Genomic DNA, 21030 nt, shown 5'->3' with positions numbered 1-21030 from the left:
CGCCTCCTCGTCCTCCCGCGGTCGGCCCACCGGGTCGGCGCCGTCGGTCCCGCGACCTAGAATCGACACGTGCCCGGCCTGATCAAACGCAACGACATCGACGAGGTCCGGTCGCGCACCAACATCGCCGACATCGTCGGCGACCACGTCACGCTCAAGGGTGCCGGTGTGGGGTCGCTTAAGGGCCTCTGTCCGTTCCACGACGAGCGAAGCCCGAGCTTCCACGTGCGACCCCAGGTGGGTCGCTACCACTGCTTCGGCTGCGGTGAGGACGGCGACGTCTTCAGCTTCGTGATGAAGACCGACCACACGACCTTCCAAGAGGCGGTCGAGCGCATGGCGGCGCGCATCGGCTTCGAGCTGCACTACGAAGACGGCGGCCAGGCCAGCGACCACGGCAACCGGGCGCGACTGATCTCGGCGAACGAGGCCGCCCGAGAGTTCTTCGTGGACCACCTGACGGCCGCCGACGCCGAGCCCGCCCGGCGCTTCCTCGGCGAACGGGGTTTCGACCCGGCCGCGGCCGAGCGGTTCGGCGTCGGCTTCGCGCCGAAGTCGTTCGACGCCTTGCGGTCCCACCTCAAGGGGCTCGGCTACCGCGACGAAGAACTCGTCACCGCGGGGCTGCTGAGCCAGGGCGACCGCAGTCCCTACGACCGCTTCCGGGGGCGGCTGGTGTGGCCGATCCGCGACGTCACGGGGTCGACCATCGGCTTCGGCGCCCGTCGGTTGCTCGAGGACGACAAGGGGCCGAAGTACCTCAACACCCCCGAGACGCCGATCTACCACAAGTCCCAGGTGCTCTACGGGCTCGACCTGGCCCGTCGTGACATCTCGAAGGGCAAGCAGGTCGTCATCGTCGAGGGCTACACCGACGTCATGGCGTGCCACCTGGCCGGGGTCACGACGGCCGTGGCGACCTGCGGCACGTCGTTCGGCGTCGAGCACATCAAGCTGTTGCGTCCCATGCTCGGTGACGTCAGCGGGGCCGACACGTCGACCGGCGGTGAGGTCGTGTTCACCTTCGACCCCGACGAGGCGGGCCAGAAGGCGGCGTCCCGCGCGTTCGCCGAAGAACAGCGGTTCGCCGCACAGACCTTCGTCGCCGTCGCTCCCGACGGGCTCGACCCGTGCGACCTCAGGCTGAACCGTGGCGACGACGCCGTGCGCCGTCTCATCACGACCAAGCGTCCGATGTTCGAGTTCATGATCCGTCGCCTCATCGACGGGCACGACCTCGAGACGGTCGAGGGTCGCGTGTCGGCGCTCCGGGCGGCTTCCCCGGTGGTGGCCGGCATCCGCGACCGGTCGATGACGCAGGGCTACGTGCGGTCGCTGGCGGGTTGGCTGGGGCTCGATCCGGCCGACGTGGCGAGATCTGTCGACGACGCGGGTCGCGCCTCCTCGGCCCAGAACGCGCTCGAGCGGTCGCAGCCCAAGAGCGTCACCGACGGCCGGCAGTCGATCACGAGCCTGCCGCCGGTGCCCGACGAGCCGGCCGGCCCGAGCCTGCTCACGCTGCCGGGAGACCTGACCACCCGGACCGAGCGCGACGCGCTCATGGCGATGCTCCAGCACCCGGCGACGGTCGGCTTCGAGCTCATGCAGCGAGCGGCCCGGGCACGCATCGAGAACAGCGCCCTGGCGGTCGTCCGCGACGCGATCGGGGCGAGCCTCGACCGCTTCGACTCGGCCGACTGGCTCGACGTCGTCCTCGGCCAGACCCCGTCGCCGTTCGACGCCCTGGCCAAAGAGCTCGCCGTCGCCCCCATCCCCGAGCGCGAGGGGCGCGAGATCACGACCTACTGTCGAGGCATCGTCGTCTCGATCGTCGAACGCGACCTCATCCGCGAGAAGTCCGAGCTGCTCGGTCAGTCGTTCCGCACCGACATGAAGTCCGAGCCCGAACGCTGGCGCGAGATCCAGGTGCGCATCGCCGCGGTCGAGGCCGAGCGCCGGTCCGTCCGTCAAGAGTGACGTCGTCGGACGTGTCGCGGGCCTCCGTTCCTGTACGCGCATACATCGAGTGCGTCCGCCGTCGGGCCCGACCGGACCAGTTGGCAAGGGTTCGTTGCGGGCCTGTAAACAGTTGCGCGATGAGTCCGTCTCAGGCTCACGTGTGTGTTACCAATGGACGTTCCCTGAAACGGCCGCGTCCACAGCACGGCCCGGGGCCCCTTGCACACAGAGAAAGAGGTAACCGGATATGACATCCGACTCCACGCTCGCCCGACGCGCCCTCGCCGTCGTCGGTGGCGCCGCTGCCACCGCACTCGTCCTCTCGGGCTGCGCCTCCGGTGGGGACGCGACCGACGCCCTCGACGGTCTCAGCATCGGCACGACCGACGTCATCACGTCGCTCGACCCGGCCGGTTCGTACGACAACGGGTCGTTCGCCGTCCAGAACCAGGTGTTCGGCTTCCTGACGAACGCCCCGTACGGCAGCCCCGACGTCGAGCCCGACCTGGCCGAGTCCGCCGACTTCACCAGCCCGACCGAGTACACGGTCAAGCTGAAGGACGGTCTGACCTTCGCGAACGGCAACGCGCTCACCTCGAGCGACGTCAAGTTCAGCTTCGACCGCCAGCTGGCCATCGCCGACCCCAACGGCCCGTCGTCGTTGCTCGGCAACCTGGCGAGCACCGATGCGCCGGACGACACGACCGTCGTCTTCACGCTCAAGTCGGCCGACCAGACCTGGCCCCAGGTGCTCTCGAGCCCCGCCGGACCCATCGTCGACGAGGACGTCTTCTCGGCGACCGGGCTGACCGACGCCGACGACATCGTCAAGGGCGACGCCTTCTCGGGCCAGTACACGATCACCGACTACTCGCAGAACGAGACGATCGCCTACGCGGCGAACGACGCCTACGACGGCGTGCTCGGTGCTCCGAAGACCGACTCGGTCACGGCGACGTACTACACCGAAGAGACCGACCTGAAGCTCGCCGTCCAGAACGGTGACGTCGACGTCGCGAACCGCAGCCTGAGCCCGACCGACCTGGCCGACCTGGCCAAGGACGACGCACTCACCGTGCACAACGGCCCCGGCGGCGAGATCCGCTACCTGGTGTTCAACTTCAACACCATGCCCTACGGCGCCACGCAGCCCGACGCCGACCCGGCCAAGGCTCTGGCCGTGCGTCAGTCGGTGGCCGACACGGTCGACCGTGCCGCCCTCGCCAAGGACGTCTACAACGACACCTACACGCCGCTCTACTCGGTCGTCCCCGACGGCCTGACCGGCGCGACCAAGCCCCTCGAGAGCCTCTACGGCGACGGCCAGGGCGGCCCCGACGTCGACAAGGCCGCCGCGGCCCTGTCGGCCGCCGGCGTCAGCACCCCGGTGTCGATCGACCTGCAGTACAGCCCCGACCACTACGGTGCGTCGAGCGACGAAGAGTACGCACTGATCAAGTCGCAGCTCGAGGCGAGCGGCCTGTTCACCGTGAACCTGCAGTCGACCCTCTGGGACACTTACAGCACCGAGCGCCGCGAGGACGCCTACCCCGTGTACCAGCTGGGTTGGTTCCCCGACTTCTCGGACGCCGACAACTACCTGACGCCGTTCTTCAGCGCGGACAACTTCGTCGGCAACCACTACGACAGCCCGACCGTCCAGGGTCTGCTGACGCAAGAGATCGGTGAGCAGGACGCCTCGGCCCGCGAGGCGACCATCGGCCAGATCCAGGACGCCGTCGCGGCCGACCTGCCGACGCTGCCGCTGTTGCAGGGCACGCAGGTCGTCGTCTCGCAGTCCGACGTGAAGGGCGTGGACGACACGCTCGACGCGTCGTTCAAGTTCCGTTACGGTGCGCTGAGCCGCTGACGCGCCTCCCCGTCCCCTGAGCCCCGCCGGTCCGCCGGTCGGTCTCGGGGGCCGGGGGACTCCGCACCACGGCCGTACGCCGAGGGGGCGACCCGCGACACCGCGGGGCGCCCCCTCCGGCCTGCGACCGGCACCACACCATCGAAAGGCCCAACGACGTGACCCTGATCACCGACGGCTCCCTCACGGCGCCGCCCACCTCCAGCCCCGGGAAGTCCCGAAGTTCCGGGGGCGGCGGCCTCGGACGCTACATCGTGATCCGCGCGATCCTGATCGTGCCCACCGTGTTCATCCTCGTCACGCTCGTGTTCTTCCTGATGCGCGTGGTCGGCAACCCGATCACCGCCTCCGTCGGGGGCCGTCTCACCGAGGCCCAGCTGCAAGAGCGTCTCGCCGCCGCGGGCTACGACCGTCCGGTGATCGTCCAGTACCTCGAGTACCTCGGCCAGATCGTCCGGGGCGACTTCGGCACCACCGCGACCGACAACCGCGAGATCAGCGGCATCCTGCTGCAGTACGGCAGCGCCACCATCGAGCTGGTCTTCTACGCACTGATCGTCGCGCTCGTGCTGGGCATCCCGCTCGGCATGCTCGCCGCCTACGTCCGCGACCGCTGGCCCGACGCGATCCTCCGCGTGCTCGCGATCCTGGCCTACGCGACCCCGGTCTTCTTCGCCGGGCTGCTGCTCAAGCTCACCTTCTCGGTCTGGCTCGGCTGGCTGCCCCTCGGCGGTCGCGCCAGCACGCGCGTCGCGATCGCGCTGGGTCGCATCGACAACCCCACGGGCATCTACATCGTGGACGCCCTGCGGACCGGCAACTCGACGATCATCGTCGACGTCCTCTCGCACGCCGTGCTGCCCGCCCTCGCGCTCGGCGTCCTGACCGCCGGCATCTTCCTGCGCCTCGTGCGCACCAACGTGATCGGCACGCTCGGTTCCGAGTACGTCGACGCGGCCCGGTCGCGGGGCGTCAGCGAGTTCCGCCTCGTCCGGGCGCACGCGCTCAAGCCCGCCCTCATCCCGATCATCACCGTCATGGGCCTCCAGATCGCGATGCTGCTCGGCGGCTCGGTGCTGACCGAGACGACCTTCGGCTGGCGGGGGCTCGGCTTCCAGCTGCAGCAGTACCTGTCGGCCCGCGACTTCATCGCCGTGCAGGGCATCGTCGCCGTGCTCGCCGTCATCGTCGCCGTGACCAACTTCGTGGTCGACGTGATCGCCGCCCTGATCGACCCCCGCGTGAGGTACTGACCATGACCGATGCTGCCGTCGCGGCCGACCGCCGCGAACCCCTCTACAAGCGTCTCCCCGTCGTCGCCCAGATCCGCCGCTCGGTGGGACTGCAGCGCGGCATGCTGCTGACCGGCGTCGTCATCGTCGCCGTGTTCGTGCTGCTGGCGATCTTCGCCCCGCTCATCGCCCCCTACGGCTTCGGCCAGCTGCGCGGTGCCACCGAGGCCTTCCCGCGCCAGGCGCCGCCCTCGGCCGAGCACCTGTGGGGCACCACGGTCGGTGGCTACGACGTGTTCAGCCGCGTCATGTGGGGCACCCGCACCGCCGTGGCCGTGGTCATCGTGGCCGTCGTGCTGTCGATCACGATCGGCGTGACGCTCGGCCTGATCTCGGGCTACCTGGGCGGGTGGCTCGACCGGGTGCTCGTCGTCATCGCCGACGCCGTCTACGCGTTCCCGTCGCTGCTGCTCGCCATCGTCGTCTCGATCGTCATCAGCGGCGGCCAGTCCAGCCTCTGGGGCGGCATCGTCTCGGCGGGCATCTCGATCACCGTGGTCTACGTCCCGCAGTACTTCCGGGTCGTCCGCGCCGAGGCCACCAGGCTCAAGGCCGAGGCGTTCGTCGAGTCCGCCAAGGTGAACGGCAGCAGCACGGGCCGCATCATGTTCAAGCACGTCCTGCGCAACGCCACGCGCAGCCTGCCCCTGATCCTCACGCTCAACGCGTCCGAGGCCATCCTGACCCTGGCGGCCCTCGGCTTCCTGGGCTTCGGCATCGGTCCGACCGCGGCGGCCGAGTGGGGCTACGACCTGAACCGCGCCCTGTCCGACACGGCCAGCGGCATCTGGTGGACCGGCGTGTTCCCCGGTGCGGCGATCGTCCTGATGGTGCTCGGCATCACGCTGATGGGCGAGAGCCTGAACGACCTGGCCGACCCGCGCCTCCGGACCCGCCGTCGCGCGAAGCGCAAGACGAAGGCCGGCCGCGGTGCCGAGCAGGTACCGACCACGACGAACGACGAGGTGACCGCATGACCGCCGACACGACCACGACCGGCCGACCGGCGGCCCCGCGCGACGAGCGCCCCGTCGCCGTCGGCATCACCGACCTCGAGGTCACCTTCGCGACCGACGGTGGCGACGTCGCCGCCGTGCAGGGCGTGACGCTCGACGTCCGCGCCGGCGAGGTGCTGGCCATCGTCGGCGAGTCGGGCAGCGGCAAGACCGTGACCGCCAAGACGATCCTGGGCCTGTTGCCCGAGACGGCGGTCGCCACCGGTGCCGTGCTGCTCTCGGGGCAGAACGTCCTCGAGGTCGGCCCGAAGAAGGTCCGCGAGCTGCGCGGCACCGACGTCGCCATGGTCTTCCAAGAGCCGTCCACCGCGCTCAACCCCGTCTACACGGTGGGCTGGCAGATCGCCGAGGGCCTGCGGGCCCACGGCAAGGTCGGACGCAAGGAGGCGCGGGTCAAGGCGATCGACATCCTGCGTCGCGTGGGCATCCCCGACCCCGAGACCCGCGTCGACTACTATCCGCACCAGTTCTCGGGCGGGCAGAAACAGCGCGTGGTGATCGCGATGGCGCTCGTCCTCGACCCGTCGGTGATCGTCGCGGACGAGCCGACCACGGCCCTCGACGTGACCGTGCAGGCCGAGATCCTCGACCTGCTGCGCCGCTGCCGCGACGAGTTCGGCACGGCCATCGTCCTGATCACGCACAACATGGGCGTCGTCGCCGACCTCGCCGACCGGGTCGCGGTCATGTACCTCGGCAAGGTCGTCGAGCAGGCTCCCGCCGTCGAGCTGTTCGCGAACCCGCGGGACGACTACACCAAGCGCCTCCTCGGCTCGGTGCCGAAGCTCGAGGCCCGCGGTCACACGCAACAGGAGCAGCCCGCCGACAGCGAGGTCGTCGTCCGCGCCCGCGGACTCGAGATCGAGTACCCGGGCCGCCTCGGCCGCGGCGGCTTCCGGGCCGTCAAGGGCGTCGACTTCACGATCGCCCGCGGCGAGGTGCTCGGCCTGGTCGGCGAGAGCGGTTCGGGGAAGACCACGATCGGGCGGGCCATCGCCGGGCTGACGAAGGTCACCGGCGGGTCGCTCGAGGTGCTCGGCATCGAGATGAACGGGGTGCACGAGCGCGACTTCAAGCCGAAGCGCGCCGACATCGGCTTCGTCTTCCAGGACCCCGCGTCGAGCTTCAACCCCCTGCTGACGATCGCCGAGTGCGTGGCCGAGCCGCTCATCGTGCACGGCCGCGCGAGGGACGCCCGGGCCGCCCGTCCGCGCGTCGACGAACTGCTCGAGGCGGTCCAGCTGCCCAAGTCGTTCGCCGACCGCTACCCCCACGAGCTCAGTGGCGGGCAGCGCCAGCGGGCGAGCCTCGCCCGGTCGCTCGCCCTCGACCCGACGTTGCTGATCGCCGACGAGCCCACCAGTGCCCTCGACGTGTCCGTGCAGGCCCGCGTGCTCGAGTTGTTCACCGAACTGCAGTCGCAACTGGGCTTCGCCGCCCTGTTCATCAGCCACGACCTCGCCGTCGTCAACATGCTGGCCGACCGGATCGGCGTGCTGTTCCACGGCGACCTGATCGAGAGCGGTCCGAACGACCAGGTCCTCGGCGCCCCCGAGCACCCCTACACGCAGCGCCTGCTGGCGTCGTTGCCGGTGCCCGATCCGATCGAGCAGGCGTCTCGTCGCGAGCGGTTGGCCGCCCTGGACCGGCGGGCGGCGGGCGACGCCGCCCTCGGCACCGCCACCGACGGGGCGGCCTGACGGTGCCGGGTCGCGAGCTCGACCTCGACCAGCCGGTCGTCACCGACGACCTCTCGCTGCTCTACCCGGCGCGGGCGGGCCACCCGGCCGTGCGGGCCGTCGACGGGGTGACCCTGCGGGTCGAGCCGGGAGAGATCGTCGCCGTGCTCGGCGAGAGCGGCTCGGGCAAGTCGACGCTCGCGATGGCCCTGGCCGGGCTGACCGGCACGGGACGCGTCGACGAGGGTCGACCCCGTCTGGTCGGCGGCACCGCGCGCGTCTTCGGCCAGGACGTCGGCAAGCTCTCGGGCCGACGACGCGACCGGCTCTCGGCCATGGTTGGCTACCTGGCGCAGGACGACGGCGAACGGCTGAGCCCCGACCTGACCGTCGGCGAGGCCATCGCCGAGCCGATCTACCAGCGCGACCGGAAGTTCGACCGCACCGAGGCCGGGCGCATCGTCGCCACGCTCGTCGACGGCGTGCACCTGCCGCTCGGCACCATGCTCAAGCAGACCTGGGAGCTCAGCTCGGGTCAGCGTCAGCGCGTCGCGCTGGCTCGCAGCCTCGTCCTCGAGCCGCCCCTGCTGATCGCCGACGAGCCCGCTCGCGGCGTCGACGTGCTCGTCCGCCAGGCCGTCCTCGACGTCATCAAGAACCTCCACGAGGGACGTCAGTTCTCGGCGCTCGTCGTGACGTCGTCGGTGGCCGAGGCGCGGGCCATCACCGACCGCGTCGCCGTCATGCGGGGCGGTCGTCTGGTCGGGCTGGGCGACATCGACGACGTGCTCCGGACCGGCATCGACCCGTACGTCAAGGTGCTCTCGCAGACCACGCCGATCGACATCATCCGCCCCGAAGAACGTGAGTCCGGGCGCCCCCTCGATCCCGACGCCGAGCGCCGCGGCGACCAGGCACCGTGACCACCGAGCCGGCTTCGGGCCCCGCCCCGGCGGACGCCGCCCGCGCCACGGCGGACGCCGCCCGCGAGACGAGCCCAGGAGGCGCGCGCGGCCACCGCGCGGTCGTCACCCCGGGCCCCGTCCTCGCGCCTGCGCGTCGCCCGACCGCGGGCGCCGTGTCGGTGGCCCCCCGCCCGACCCCGGTCTTCGTCGACGCCGTGCGTGCCGGGGGAGCGGAGGTCGTCCCGCTCGGTCCGGACACCCGTGGCCTGGTCTGGCTCTCGTACCGCGACGCCAACGGCCTCGCGCGGGCCCTGGACGAGAACCCGGGCGTCGAGTGGGTGCAGCTGCCCTACGCCGGGGTCGACGCCTTCGCCGAGGTCATCGCCGCGCGTGCCGATCGCGCGCTGCCGCTCTGGACCAGCGCGAAGGGGGCGTTCGCCGAGCCCGTGGCCGAACACGCCCTCATGCTGGTGCTGTCGTTGCTGAGGGTCGTCCCCCAGCGCGTGCGCGCGACGTCCTGGGCCACCGAACAGCAGGGCCGCTCGCTCTACGGCCGGCACGTCGTCATCGTCGGCGCCGGCGGCATCGCGATCGAGCTGATGCGCCTCCTGGCCCCGTTCGACGTCAGCGTGACGATCGTGCGCCGGTCGAGCGAGCCCGTGCCCGGGGCCGACCGCACGCTCCCCGTCGAACGCCTGGACGAGGTGCTGCCCGGGGCCGACGTCCTCGTCCTCGCCGCTGCGGCCACGCCCGGCACGTCGGGCCTCCTCGACGCCCGTCGGCTCGCCCTGCTGCCCGAGACGGCCGTGCTCGTGAACGTCGCGCGGGGCAGCCTGGTCGACACGGACGCCCTCGTCGACGCGGTCCGCGCGGAGCGTCTCTGGGGAGCCGGGGTCGACGTCACGAGGCCCGAGCCGCTCCCCGACGGTCACCCGCTCTTCGGCGAGCCGCGCGTCATCGTCACGCCGCACCAGGCGGACACCCCCGAGATGACGGCCCCGTTGCTGGCCGAACGCATCCGGCACAACGTGCGGGCGTTCCTCGGCGACGGCGAGTTCGTCGGGGTCGTCGACCCGCACGACGGGTACTGACGCCGGGGCCGGAGTCGTCCGACGCGCCGCGTCACCACCGTGGTCCGTGGGGGTCCCAGATCTTTGCTAGAGTTGTCTCCGCTGTCACGGATGAAAGTCCGGGGCGGTTGCCATTCCTCGATAGCTCAATTGGCAGAGCAGCCGGCTGTTAACCGGCAGGTTGTTGGTTCGAGTCCAACTCGGGGAGCGAAGGCCCAGAGGCTCCACCCTCTGGGCCTTTTCTCTTGCTCCGGTCCGTCTCCAGCATTTTTCTCCCGCCCGTTCCGTGCCGGGGCCGAACGAGAAGGAGGCGCGTCCTGCGGTTCGCAGGACGCGCCTCCTTCGTCGTCGGGTCGGCTCGGTCCGAGGTCAGTCCTCGAGGTGGTCGACTCCCGGCAGCCAGGTGCTTCCCGGCTGGCCCCAGCCCTTCTTGCGGACGGCCTTGGCGGCCGCCTTGTGGAACGGGTGCTCGAGCCGGTCCGCGTAAAGGATGCCGTCGAGGTGGTCGTACTCGTGCTGGAAGATGCGCGCGAGCCAGCCCCAGGCCTCGATCTCGACCTCGTCGCCGTCGAGGTCGGTGGCCCGCAGCACGACACCGTCGGCGCGGCGCAGCGGGAACCTCTCGCCCGGCACCGACAGGCACCCCTCGGACTCCGAGTCGTCGTCGAGCGGCTCGATCGAGAGCGGGCTCTGCCAGAGCGTCGGGTTGATCGCGACGCCCCGCCACAGCTCGCCGTCGTCGTCGGTCCACGAGTAGACGAACAGGCGCTTGCCGACGCCCACCTGAGGGCCCGCGAGGCCGACGCCCGGGGCGGCGTCCATCGTCTCGAACATGTCGGAGACGAGGGTGCGGAGCTCGTCGTCGACGACGGTCACCTCGGAGGCGGGGGAGTGGAGCACGGGGTCACCCGTGATGGAAATGGGTCGAACGGCCATTCGTCCAGACTATCCAGCGCCACGGCGCTAGCGTGGACGCCGTGACGACGGACATCGGGGAGCTCACCCAGCAGGTATCCCTGACCCCCTACCAGGCGCTCGGAATCCCCATCGCCCTGATCGGCGCCGTGTTCCTGTCGATCGGCGCGCAGCTGCAACACCAGGGCGTCGCCAAGGTCGAGCGGCGGATCGGTGCGGCCAAGAGCGGCATGAACGTCCGCCAGGTGCTCGCCCTCGTCGGCCGTCCCTCCTGGGTGCTGGGCACGCTGATGCTCGGCCTCGCGATCCTGTTCCAGCTGACCAGCCTGCGCATCGCCCCGTTGCTCGTCGTGCAGCCGCTCGGTGCGGTGGCGCTCGTGATCACGGCGGTCCTCAACTCCCGGTCCACCGGGCGACGGCTCGACCGTCGCGCCAAGCGGGCGATCCTCTTCTGCGTCGGCGGGGTCGGGCTCTTCGTCACCGTGGCGGCCTTCACGGCGATCGAACCCGAGATCACGACCCGACAACTCGTCACCGTGCTCGTCATCCTCGCCGTCGTCGGAGCCGTGCTGGGCGTCGCCTTCGCCCTGCTGCGTCGACGCCGCAGCGCGTTGTTCTACATCATCGCGGCCGGCGTGCTCTACGGCTTCGTGGCCACCCTCGCGAAGGTCGTCCTCAACCGCGTCTTCGCCGGCAACTTCGACTGGTTGACGATCGTCTGCATCGTCTTCCTGCTCGCCGCGGGCCTGCTCGGCGGGTACTTCGTGCAGAACGCCTACTCGTCCGGGCCGCCCGACCTCGTCATCGCCGGCCTCACCGTCGTCGACCCGCTCATCGCGGTCGGCATCGGCATCGTCGTGCTGGGCGAGGCGCAGAACGCCCCCGCGATCGCCGGGGTCTTCTTCGTCATCGCGGCCGCGATCGCCGTGTACGGCGTGTTCCAACTCGCCAAATACCATCCCCAGACCCGAGCCTGAGCTACCGTGGGGTCGTCTCGTCCGTCGGTCCCACCACCGTGCGGATGCCTGACACGACGCACACCTCACCGAGCACGAGAAGGACGCCACGACCCGTGACACCTGCCCCGACGCCCTCGGAACCCGGCCCGACCGACGACGCGACGTCGCCTGACGCCGCGACCCGCGCCTCCTCGGGGCCGTCCGACCGGCTGACCGTCCTGATCGCGGGCGACACCTTCCCGCCCGACGTCAACGGCGCCGCCAACTTCACCGAGAGGCTCGCCGTGGGCCTCGCCCAGCGTGGGCACGACGTCCACCTCATGGTGCCGGCGGCCAGTCGTCACCACGGCACCTTCCTCGAGCAGCACGGCGGCGTCACGCTGACCGTCCACCGGCTCTACTCGACCCGCTGGCCTCTGCACGACTGGCTGCGCTTCGCGACACCGTGGCGCGTGCAGGAGCACGCCGAGAAGATCTTCGACGAGATCCACCCCGACGTCGTGCACATCCAGTCGCACATCGTGATGGGCCGGGGCGTGGCGCAGGTCGCCGAGCGCCGGGGCGTGCGCATCGTCGCGACGAACCACTTCATGCCCGAGAACCTGCTCGAGCACACCGGTCTGCCCAAGGGCCTCCGTGCGAAGGCGACCCAGATGGCGTGGAACGACGCGAGCAAGACGTTCCACAAGGCCGCGGCGATCACGACGCCCACGCAGAAGGCGGCGACGTTCCTCGAGAAGTCGGTCGCGGTCACCGGCGTGCTCGCCGTCTCGTGCGGCATCGAGGCCGGTCACTACACCGCCCTCGACACCCGTCCCGTCGAGAACCGCATCGTGTTCGTCGGCCGGGTCACGGCCGAGAAGCAGATCGACGTGCTGCTCAAGGCGATGACCCTGCTCGACCCGTCCCTCGGTGCCACGTTGACGATCGTGGGCGGGGGAGACCTGTTCAAGCAGCTCCAGGCGACCAGTCGCGACCTGGGTCTGGCCGACGTCGTGACCTTCGTCGGGTACCTGTCGGACGACGAGTTGCGCCGCACGCTCACCGAGTCGACCGTTTTCGCGATGCCGTCGATCGCCGAGCTGCAGAGCATCGCCAGTCTCGAGGCCATGGCCTCGGGCCTGCCGATCGTGGTGGCCGACGCGATGGCCCTGCCGCACCTGGTCGACGAGGGTGAGAACGGCTACCTCTTCCGTCCGGGGGACAGCCGCGACCTCGCCGACAAGCTCACGACGGTTCTGACCGCGACCGACGACGACTACCTCGCCATGCGCCGGGCCAGCCTGAAGATGATCGAGGGGCACGACATCGACCGCACGATCAGCGTGTTCGAGAGCCTGTATCGTGGTCAGCCGGTGGTCCCCTCCACCGACGCGGCGTCCGACCGCGCGCACTGACGGTCGACCGCGGCTCCGCCCCGGCCGACCCCGGTTCGTACCGATGGGCCGACGCGGGGGGCGGTAGCTCAGCCGGTTAGAGCAGTCGACTCATAATCGATCGGTCACGGGTTCAAGTCCCGTCCGCCCTACTCGTCGTCTTCGGTCGCGCTCTGCCGCCGGCATGGGCTCATCCGGCCTACGGGCCTGCTGTGAGCGCGGCCGTGTCGTCGCGTGGCGCCCGTCGCGCATGGCACGATGTCGTCCATGTTCACCAGACGGCCCCGACAGCCGGAACCCGAACCCGACGCCTGGGGTAGCGATTCCTCCTCCCCCTCCTCCGACGACGACGGGCGCTCCGGTTTGGCGCGCATGGGGGTGGGCGCGCAGGTGTACGTGCTCGACTCCGACGAAGACCCGGCGACGCCGTTCCCGTACGGCCCGACCGGCATCGTGGTCCGGGCCGGCGGCAGTGCCTGGCAGGGCGTGTCGGCGATCGGCGGCTCGGCTCGCACCTGGTGGGTCGAGTTCGACTCGCCCCAGATCGACCGTGACGGCGACGGACCCGTCTCGCAGGCGCAGGTCGCCGAGCGCTGGCTACGCCTCGCCCCCCTCGCCTGAACCCCCGCCCCCGCCGCACCCCTGCGCCGCCGGAGCGCCCGGCCCCGCCGCACCCCTGCACCGCCGGACCGCCCGGCCCGTCCGCCCGGCCCGCACCGCCCGGCCCGCACGTCCTCTCGTCCCGCGCCAGCCTCACCCGTACTTCCCGCACGACCTCCCCTCCCGCCCACACCAGCCCCTCCAGCCCCTCCCGCTTCGGACCCCGTCGTGTGGTCGGCAACTCCTGCCTCCTGCAGCACCGGTCGGCTCGGGCGCCGTGTTTTCGGGCCCGGGCTTCGGCGGTGCAGCACCAGTCCGGAGTTGCCGACGCGTGTGGGTAATTCCTGGCTCCTGCAGCACCGGTCGGCGCGGGGCCCGTGTTTTCGGGTCTTGGCATCGGCGGTGCAGCACCAGTCCGGAGTTGCCGACACGAGCCGGTAACTCCTGCCTCCTGGTGCACCGATCGGCGCGGGGCCCGTGTTTTCGGGCCTTGGCTTCGGCGGTGCAGCACCAGTCCGGAGTCGCCGACGCGGCGAACGCCGCACACCGGGGTCGAGGTCGAGGTCGGGGCCGGGGCCGAGGCCGGGGTCGGGGTCGGCGTCGGGCGCGGCACGTTCACGACGACAGTCGCACGTCCGGGAATGCCACGCCCCACGCTCCGGTTCACCGAAGTGCATGCAAACGCATGCAGATGTTCTAAGGTGGAGCAATGCAGTTCGGAATCTTCAGCGTCGGCGACATCACGACCGACCCCACCACCGGCGTCACCCCGACCGAGGGCGAGCGCCTCAAGGCGATGGTCACCATCGCGAAGAAGGCGGAAGAGGTCGGCCTCGACGTCTACGCGGCGGGCGAGCACCACAACCCGCCCTTCGTGAACTCGAGCCCGACGACCCTCCTCGCCTACATCGCCGCGCAGACCGAGCGCATCGTGCTCAGCACGGCCACGACCCTCATCACCACGAACGACCCGGTCAAGATCGCCGAGGACTTCGCGCTGCTGCAGCACCTCGCCGGCGGTCGTGTCGACCTCACGCTCGGCCGCGGCAACACGGGCCCGGTCTACCCCTGGTTCGGCAAGGACATCCGCCAGGGCATAAACCTCGCGATCGAGAACTACGCCCTGCTGCACCGCCTCTGGCGCGAGGACGTCGTCGACTGGAAGGGCCACTTCCGCACCCCGCTCCAGGGCTTCACGGCGACCCCGCGTCCGCTCGACGGCGTCGCGCCCTTCGTCTGGCACGGCTCCATCCGCAGCCCCGAGATCGCCGAGCAGGCCGCGTACTACGGCGACGGCTTCTTCGCCAACCACATCTTCTGGCCCGCCTCGCACACGAAGCAGATGGTCGAGCTCTACCGCAGCCGTTTCGAGCACCACGGGCACGGGCGTGCCGACCAGGCGATCGTCGGTCTCGGCGGTCAGGTCTTCCTGGCGAAGAACTCGCAGGACGCGAAGCGCACCTTCCGCCCCTACTTCGACAACGCCCCGGTCTACGGCCACGGCCCGTCGATGGAGGACTTCACGAGCCAGACCCCGCTCACCGTCGGCAGCCCCCAGGAGGTCATCGACCGCACGCTCGGGTTCCGCGACTACGTCGGCGACTACCAGCGCCAGCTCTTCCTGATGGACCACGCCGGCCTGCCCCTGAAGACCGTCCTCGAGCAGCTCGACATCCTCGGCAGCGAGGTCGTGCCCGTCCTGCGTCGCGAGTTCGCCGCGAACCGTCCGGCCGACGTGCCCGACGCCCCCACGCACGCCTCGCTCGTCGAGGCGGCGACCCGTGCGTCCGAGTCCACGGCCGCACCCACCGCGCACGACGCGCTCATCGCGTCGTCCGCCCGCTGAGACACGCAGGAGGCGCGCCATGAGCACCAAGAAGATCGTCGCCCTGTCCGCGGGGTTGAGCCAGCCCTCGTCCACCCGTCTGTTGGCCGACCGCTTGGTCGAGGCCACCACGCGTGACCTCGTCGGCCGCGGCTCGTTCGTCGAGGTCGAGGTCGTCGAGCTGCGTGACCTCGCCCACGAGGTGACGGACGCGATGCTCACCGGTTTCGCGCCTCCTGCCCTCGCCGAGGCGCTCGAGAAGGTGACGAGCGCCGACGGCGTGATCGCGGTCACGCCCGTCTTCTCGTCGTCGTACAGCGGCCTGTTCAAGTCGTTCGTCGACGTGATGGACCACAAGGCCCTGACCGGCACCCCGGTGCTGATCGGGGCGACGGGTGGCACGGCCCGCCACTCGCTCGCCCTCGAGTACGCGGTGCGACCCCTGTTCGCCTACCTACAGGCCGTCGTCGTGCCCACCTCGGTGTTCGCGGCGTCCGAAGACTGGGGAGAGGGCGACGGCACGTCGACCACGCTGCCCGAGCGCGTGACGCGTGCCGCGGGGGAGTTCGCCGAGCTCGTCGCCCGGCACGAGGGCGCCCTCGACGATCCGTTCGCCGCGGTCGTCCCCTTCGACGAGCAGCTGCGTCGCCTCGCCGTGGGCGGTGACGACCCGCAGCCCTGACACGCCGGACGAGGAGGCGCGGTGCCGGTCTCGACCACGTCCCGCCCGTGGGGCATGAACCGCGCCTCCTCGGCGTTGCCCATCGTCAGACCCCAGGAGGACCGATGACCGACAGCACCGACAGCACCGACAGCGCCGCAGGCACCCGCGCGGCAGGGGACGTCGCCGCGCAGGCCGAACTCGACCGCTTCCACACCCTGCGCCGCGCCCGCGCCGTGTCGCCTCAGGGCCCGCTCGCCCTGACCGGTACGCAGTGGGTCGACCTCGAGCAGACCGTCTGGGGCGTGCCCGGCCGCTGGGCGCCGACCCCGCAGGGCGTGTCGGGGCTGGCGCTGACGGCGACCGCCGCGGACGGCATCCGCGTCGACGGCGACCTGGTGGACGGCACCGTGATCGTGGCGGGTGACGACTCCCTGGCCCCGAGCAGCCTCCGGTTCTCGGAGACCACCACCGGCACGGTGATCGCGAACGACGACCACACCGGCTACGCCCTGCGCGTCTGGGACTCCGCGTCGGACGCCGTCACGGGGTTCGGCTCGATCGACGCCTTCCCGTTCGACCCGGACTGGGTCGTCACCGCCGACTTCGTACCGACCGCGCCGGACGCCCAGGTCGACATCCGCCACCAGAAGGACCTCGACCTCAGCCGCCCCAAGCCGTTGCCCGGTCTCATCCGGTTCACGCGCGACGGGGTCGACCACGAGCTCGCGGCCTTCCCGTCGGGTGACGGCGACCGGTTGCAGCTCGTCTTCGGCGACGCGACCAACGGTGACAGCACCTACTCGGTCGGGCGGTTCCTGTTCCCGACGCCGAACGACGACGGCACCATCACGCTCGACTTCAACCGGGCCGTCCTGCCGCCCTGCGCCTTCTCGTACGCCTTCAACTGCCCGATCCCGCCGGCCCAGAACCGGTTCGCGTCGCCGATCGAGGCGGGCGAGAAGAACGTCCTCGACCCGGCCGGGCACCCGCTGCACTAGGCACGGGCCGACGGTGTCGGTGCGGGGTGGGATGATCAGGCGGTGTTCTTCCTGCTGCGTCGCCTACCGGACGGCGACGTCGAGCTGACGCGCTACGAGCGTGGCCCGTCGGGCCGTCTCGAGGTGGTGGGCGTCGAGACGATCTCCGCGTCCGACCTGCCGACGCGCGTCGCCGGCCTCGAACACGAGGCCTCGCCGCGCTGGGTCTGGGACGACACGCCGCGGTGGTACCCGCGCCTCCTCGACGCCGGGGTCACGGTGGCGCGCTGCGTCGACCTCCGGCTCGTGCACGCGATCCTGCGGCGGTCGACGGCGGCTCCCGGTTTCCCGGTCGGAGGCGCCTCGCCGGGCCCGTGGGACGTCGCCCAGGCGGTGCCCGCCGAGTCGGACGGCCTGTTCGAGGTGGTGCCCGACTCGCTGCCCGACCCGGCGGGCGAGTTCCTGGCCCAGCGCGAGGCGGTCGAGGCGTCGCCGACCCGGGGCCGACTCGAACTGCTGGTCGCCGCCGAGTCGACCGGCGCGTTGATCGCGGTCGAGATGCGACACCGGGGCATCCCGTGGTCGCCCCGGGTGCACGACGAGTTGTTGACGGCCGCGCTCGGGCCGAGGCCCTCCCCGGGTGAGCGCCCGGCCCGCATGCGCGAAGCCTTGGACGAGGTGCGGCAGGCCCTCGACGCCCCCGACCTCAACCCCGATTCGCCCGCCGAGCTGATCCGAGCCCTGAACCGTGCCGGTGTGCTCGTGCAGTCGACGCGTCAGTGGGAACTCCAACGGCACGAGCACCCCGCGATCGAGCCCCTGCTGCGCTACAAGAAGATGCAGCGGCTGCTCGTGGCCAACGGCTGGGCCTGGCTCGACGCCTGGGTCCACGGCGGGCGCTTCCGCCCCGACTACGTGCCGGGCGGCGTCGTGACCGGTCGCTGGGCCACGAGCGGAGGAGGCGCGCTGCAGCTCCCCAGGGCGGTCCGCGGCGCCGTCGTGGCCGACCCGGGCTGGAAGCTCGTGGTCGCCGACGCCTCGCAACTCGAGCCGCGCATCCTGACCGGCCTGTCCGGCGACCGCTCGATGGCGAGAGCCGGGTCAGGCGACCTCTACGAGGGCATCGTGGCCAGCGGAGCCGTCGCGACCCGGGCCGAGGCCAAGGTCGCCATGCTCGGCGCGATGTACGGCGCGACCCAGGGCGAGAGCGGCAGGCTCGTGCCGCGCCTGGCCCGACGGTTCCCCGACGCGATGGCACTCGTCGAGACGGCGGCCCGCACGGGCGAGGCCGGGGGAGTCGTCGACACGCTCCTCGGGCGCAGCTCACCCCGGCCGTCCGACGACCCCGACGCCGTCGGTGGCGCCGGGGCCGGCGCCTTGCCGCCTGAGATGGGCGTACGGCCGGCCGATCGCGACGCGCGTTCGTGGGGTCGGTTCACGCGCAACTTCGTCGTCCAGGGAACCGCCGCCGAATGGGCTCTCTGTTGGATGGGTGCCCTGCGCCGGCGCCTGCACGAGAGGTGGGGGACCGGCGTCGCGGCTCCCCACTTCGTGTTCTTCCTGCACGACGAGGTGGTCGTGCACGCGCCCGCCGCCTCGGCTGACGAGGTCGCCGCTCTGGTCGCCGAGAGCGCGGTCGAGGCCGGTCGACTCCTCTTCGGCGACGCCCCGGTCACCTTCCCGGTGACGGTCGCCGTCGTGGACGACTACTCGCAGGCGAAGTGACCGAGCGGGACATCCGAGCCCGTGTTCTCATTCGCAGGTGTTACACAGTTGTGATTTCTCAGGCGGGTCGGTCATAATTCACAGAACGGGCTCCGTCCCGCGCTCCACCGGGCCCCGGTCCGCACAATCGAAGAACGCACACGAATCACGTCTGACAGGTCGATGGGGAAGTCGCACCTGAACCAGATGGAGGAATCGTGGCTGCTGCAACCGCTCGGGGAGTGCTCTACGTGCACTCGTCCCCTCGTGCCCTGTGCCCACACGTCGAGTGGGCCGTCGGTCGTGCCCTCGGGCACGGCGTGAACTTCGCCTGGGTCGACCAGCCCGTGCTGCCCGGTGCCCGCCGCACCGAGTTCTCGTGGCAGGGCGACGAGGGTTCTGGCGCCCGCATCGCCTCCGCCCTGCGTGGGTGGGAGCACCTGCGCTACGAGGTGACCGAAGACCCGGGTGAGTCCCACGACGGTGGCCGCTGGATGCACTCGCCCGACCTCGGCGTCTTCTTCGCGCAGACCGACACCGCCGGCAACACGGTCATCCCGGAGGACCGCATCCGCTACGCCATGGAGATCGCGGGGTCGAACACCCTCGAGCTGCACCGCGAGCTGCGTCTCGCCCTCGGCCAGGCCTGGGACGACGAACTCGAGCCGTTCCGCTACAGCGGCGAGGGCAACCCGGTCGTCTGGCTGCACAAGGTCGGCTGACCCGCCGCGGCTCGGGCTCCGTGAGCGTCGGGCCACCCAGGTGACGACGCAGGAGGCGCGGGTGGCGTGATCACGCCACCCGCGCCTCCTGCGCTGCCCGCCTCGGTCAGACCGAGCGGAACCCGACGACGGCGTTGTGGCCGCCGAAGCCGAACGAGTTGCTGATCGCGACGATCTCGCCCTGGGGCAGGGGGCGGGGTTCGCCGACGACGACGTCCATGTCGATCTCGTCGTCCATCTGGGTGACGTTGATCGTCTGCGGGGCGACGCGCTCGTGCAGCGCCTTGACCGTGAACAGCGCCTCGATGCCGCCCGCGCCGCCGAGCAGGTGACCCGTGGCCGCCTTGGTCGCCGAGACGATCAACTTCGAGGTGTGGTCACCGAACACGCGCTTGATGGCGTGGTACTCGGCGATGTCGCCGACCGGGGTGCTCGTCGCGTGGGCGTTGACGTGGACGACCTGGTCACGGTCGACCCCGGCGTTCTCGAGCGTCGCGATGACGGCCCGGGCCGCCCCGGTGCCCTCGGGGTCGGGAGCGGTGATGTGGTACGAGTCGCTGGTGACCGCTCCGCCGATGAGTTCGGCGTAGATCCGGGCCCCACGGGCCAGGGCGTGCTCCTCCGTCTCGAGGACGAGCGCGGCGCCGCCCTCTGCGAGGACGAAGCCGTCGCGCGTGACGTCGTAGGGACGCGACGCCGTGGCGGGGTCGTCGTTGCGCTTCGAGAGGGCCTGCATGGCGGCGAACGAGGCCAGGGGCATCGGGTGGATGGCCGCCTCGGAACCGCCGGCGACGGCGATGTCGGCGAGGCCGGACTGCAGGTGCTCGTAGGCCATGGCGATCGACTCGGTGCTGGAGGCACAGGCCGAGACGACCGTGCGGGCTCCGGCGCGTGCGCCCAGGCTCATCGAGATGGCGGCGGCGGGGCCGTTCGGCATGAGCATGGGGACGGTCATCGGCAGGACGCGTCGCGGGCCCTTCTCACGCAGGGTGTCCCACCCGTCGAGCAGCGTCCAGACGCCGCCGATGCCGGTGGCCCAGTCGACGATGAAGCGCTCGGGGACGACCTCGGGCGAGCCGGCGTCGGCCCAGGCCTCGCGGGCGGCGGTGAGCGCGAACTGGCTCGACGGGTCGAGGCGCTTGATCTCTCGACGGTCGAGCACGTCGGCCGAGGGGGTGCGTGCCTGGCCGGCGAAGGTGACGGGCAGCTCGTACTTGGCGACCCAGTCCTGCTCGAGCGTGGTGATGCCCGACTGGCCGGCGAGCAGGTTCTGCCAGCTCTCGGTGGCGGTGCCACCGAGCGGACTCGTGGCGCCGAGTCCGGTGACGACGATCTTCTTGGTCATTGACGTTCCTTCTGGGAGGGCCGGTCGGTGGGCTGTGCCGATGTGGAACGACGCCGTGACCCGGGCTGCAGCCGAGGCTGGTGGCGTGGGGTCGACGGCGTCGAGGGCACAGCGGCGGGGCCCGGTCGCCCGCGGGGCGACCGGGCAGCCGA

Annotated in this window: 17 protein-coding genes and 2 tRNA genes; 17 read left to right on the top strand and 2 right to left on the bottom strand. The window is 71.1% G+C overall.

Annotated elements, in window-relative coordinates; translation table 11 throughout:
* Positions 1 to 69 precede the first annotated feature (69 nt).
* The 8 genes from dnaG (at position 70) to AC1MBW_RS15045 (ending at position 9999) form a co-directional block, all read left to right on the top strand.
* Entirely contained in the window at positions 70 to 1977 is a 1908-nt protein-coding gene (gene dnaG, locus AC1MBW_RS15080; protein ID WP_480024965.1) for a DNA primase, read from the top strand.
* 229 nt (positions 1978 to 2206) lie between these two features.
* Positions 2207 to 3829: an ABC transporter substrate-binding protein gene (locus AC1MBW_RS15075; protein WP_054146238.1), complete on the top strand. Its 1623-nt coding sequence runs from the start codon at positions 2207 to 2209 to the stop codon at positions 3827 to 3829.
* Positions 3830 to 3987: 158 nt separating this feature from the next.
* Positions 3988 to 5082: an ABC transporter permease gene (locus AC1MBW_RS15070; RefSeq protein ID WP_055972446.1), complete on the top strand. Its 1095-nt coding sequence runs from the start codon at positions 3988 to 3990 to the stop codon at positions 5080 to 5082.
* A 2-nt stretch (positions 5083 to 5084) separates the two neighbouring features.
* On the top strand, positions 5085 to 6098 hold the full coding sequence (locus AC1MBW_RS15065; RefSeq protein WP_480024964.1) for an ABC transporter permease: 1014 nt from the start codon (positions 5085 to 5087) through the stop codon (positions 6096 to 6098).
* Entirely contained in the window at positions 6095 to 7837 is a 1743-nt protein-coding gene (locus AC1MBW_RS15060; protein ID WP_480024963.1) for a dipeptide ABC transporter ATP-binding protein, read from the top strand. Before AC1MBW_RS15065 ends, AC1MBW_RS15060 begins: the two co-directional genes overlap by 4 nt.
* Positions 7838 to 7839: 2 nt before the next feature.
* A complete protein-coding gene (locus tag AC1MBW_RS15055) occupies positions 7840 to 8739 on the top strand; it encodes an ATP-binding cassette domain-containing protein (protein ID WP_480024962.1) in 900 nt (299 codons plus the stop codon).
* Between the two features lie 161 nt (positions 8740 to 8900).
* Positions 8901 to 9812: an NAD(P)-dependent oxidoreductase gene (locus AC1MBW_RS15050; RefSeq protein WP_480026128.1), complete on the top strand. Its 912-nt coding sequence runs from the start codon at positions 8901 to 8903 to the stop codon at positions 9810 to 9812.
* 114 nt (positions 9813 to 9926) lie between these two features.
* Positions 9927 to 9999, top strand: a tRNA-Asn gene (locus tag AC1MBW_RS15045).
* Positions 10000 to 10160: 161 nt separating this feature from the next.
* Here the strand turns inward: AC1MBW_RS15045 and def are convergent.
* Positions 10161 to 10727 carry a peptide deformylase gene (def, locus tag AC1MBW_RS15040; protein WP_054146240.1) on the bottom strand — a complete coding sequence of 189 codons (567 nt, stop codon included), beginning with the start codon at positions 10725 to 10727 and terminating at the stop codon, positions 10161 to 10163.
* A gap of 41 nt (positions 10728 to 10768) precedes the next feature.
* Between def and AC1MBW_RS15035 the strand changes: the two genes are divergently transcribed.
* The 9 genes from AC1MBW_RS15035 to AC1MBW_RS14995 all read left to right on the top strand — a co-directional run bounded on the left by AC1MBW_RS15035 (position 10769) and on the right by AC1MBW_RS14995 (position 19533).
* Positions 10769 to 11683 (top strand): DMT family transporter, encoded by a 915-nt coding sequence (locus AC1MBW_RS15035; protein WP_054146248.1) that lies wholly within the window; start codon positions 10769 to 10771, stop codon positions 11681 to 11683.
* 95 nt (positions 11684 to 11778) lie between these two features.
* Positions 11779 to 13062, top strand: a complete 1284-nt coding sequence (locus tag AC1MBW_RS15030; protein ID WP_480024961.1) for a glycosyltransferase — start codon at positions 11779 to 11781, stop codon at positions 13060 to 13062.
* Between the two features lie 57 nt (positions 13063 to 13119).
* Positions 13120 to 13193: transfer RNA gene (locus AC1MBW_RS15025), tRNA-Ile, on the top strand.
* A 115-nt stretch (positions 13194 to 13308) separates the two neighbouring features.
* Positions 13309 to 13662, top strand: coding sequence for a hypothetical protein (locus AC1MBW_RS15020; RefSeq protein ID WP_480024960.1), 354 nt, complete (start codon positions 13309 to 13311; stop codon positions 13660 to 13662).
* Between the two features lie 688 nt (positions 13663 to 14350).
* Complete coding sequence (locus AC1MBW_RS15015; RefSeq protein ID WP_054146581.1) at positions 14351 to 15487, top strand: LLM class flavin-dependent oxidoreductase; 1137 nt, start codon at positions 14351 to 14353, stop codon at positions 15485 to 15487.
* Positions 15488 to 15506: 19 nt separating this feature from the next.
* Positions 15507 to 16148, top strand: coding sequence for an FMN reductase (locus AC1MBW_RS15010; protein ID WP_071253733.1), 642 nt, complete (start codon positions 15507 to 15509; stop codon positions 16146 to 16148).
* Between the two features lie 104 nt (positions 16149 to 16252).
* A complete protein-coding gene (locus tag AC1MBW_RS15005; protein WP_480024959.1) occupies positions 16253 to 17128 on the top strand; it encodes a DUF1684 domain-containing protein in 876 nt (291 codons plus the stop codon).
* Between the two features lie 42 nt (positions 17129 to 17170).
* Complete coding sequence (locus AC1MBW_RS15000; protein ID WP_480024958.1) at positions 17171 to 18832, top strand: bifunctional 3'-5' exonuclease/DNA polymerase; 1662 nt, start codon at positions 17171 to 17173, stop codon at positions 18830 to 18832.
* Between the two features lie 197 nt (positions 18833 to 19029).
* On the top strand, positions 19030 to 19533 hold the full coding sequence (locus tag AC1MBW_RS14995; protein WP_054146577.1) for a DUF3145 domain-containing protein: 504 nt from the start codon (positions 19030 to 19032) through the stop codon (positions 19531 to 19533).
* 106 nt (positions 19534 to 19639) lie between these two features.
* Here the strand turns inward: AC1MBW_RS14995 and AC1MBW_RS14990 are convergent, their stop codons facing one another.
* Entirely contained in the window at positions 19640 to 20878 is a 1239-nt protein-coding gene (locus tag AC1MBW_RS14990; RefSeq protein WP_480024957.1) for a beta-ketoacyl-[acyl-carrier-protein] synthase family protein, read from the bottom strand.
* Positions 20879 to 21030 lie beyond the last annotated feature (152 nt).

The organism is Frigoribacterium sp. AP1, assembly GCF_056680555.1.
This window is presented reverse-complemented; position numbering and strand designations above follow the sequence as displayed.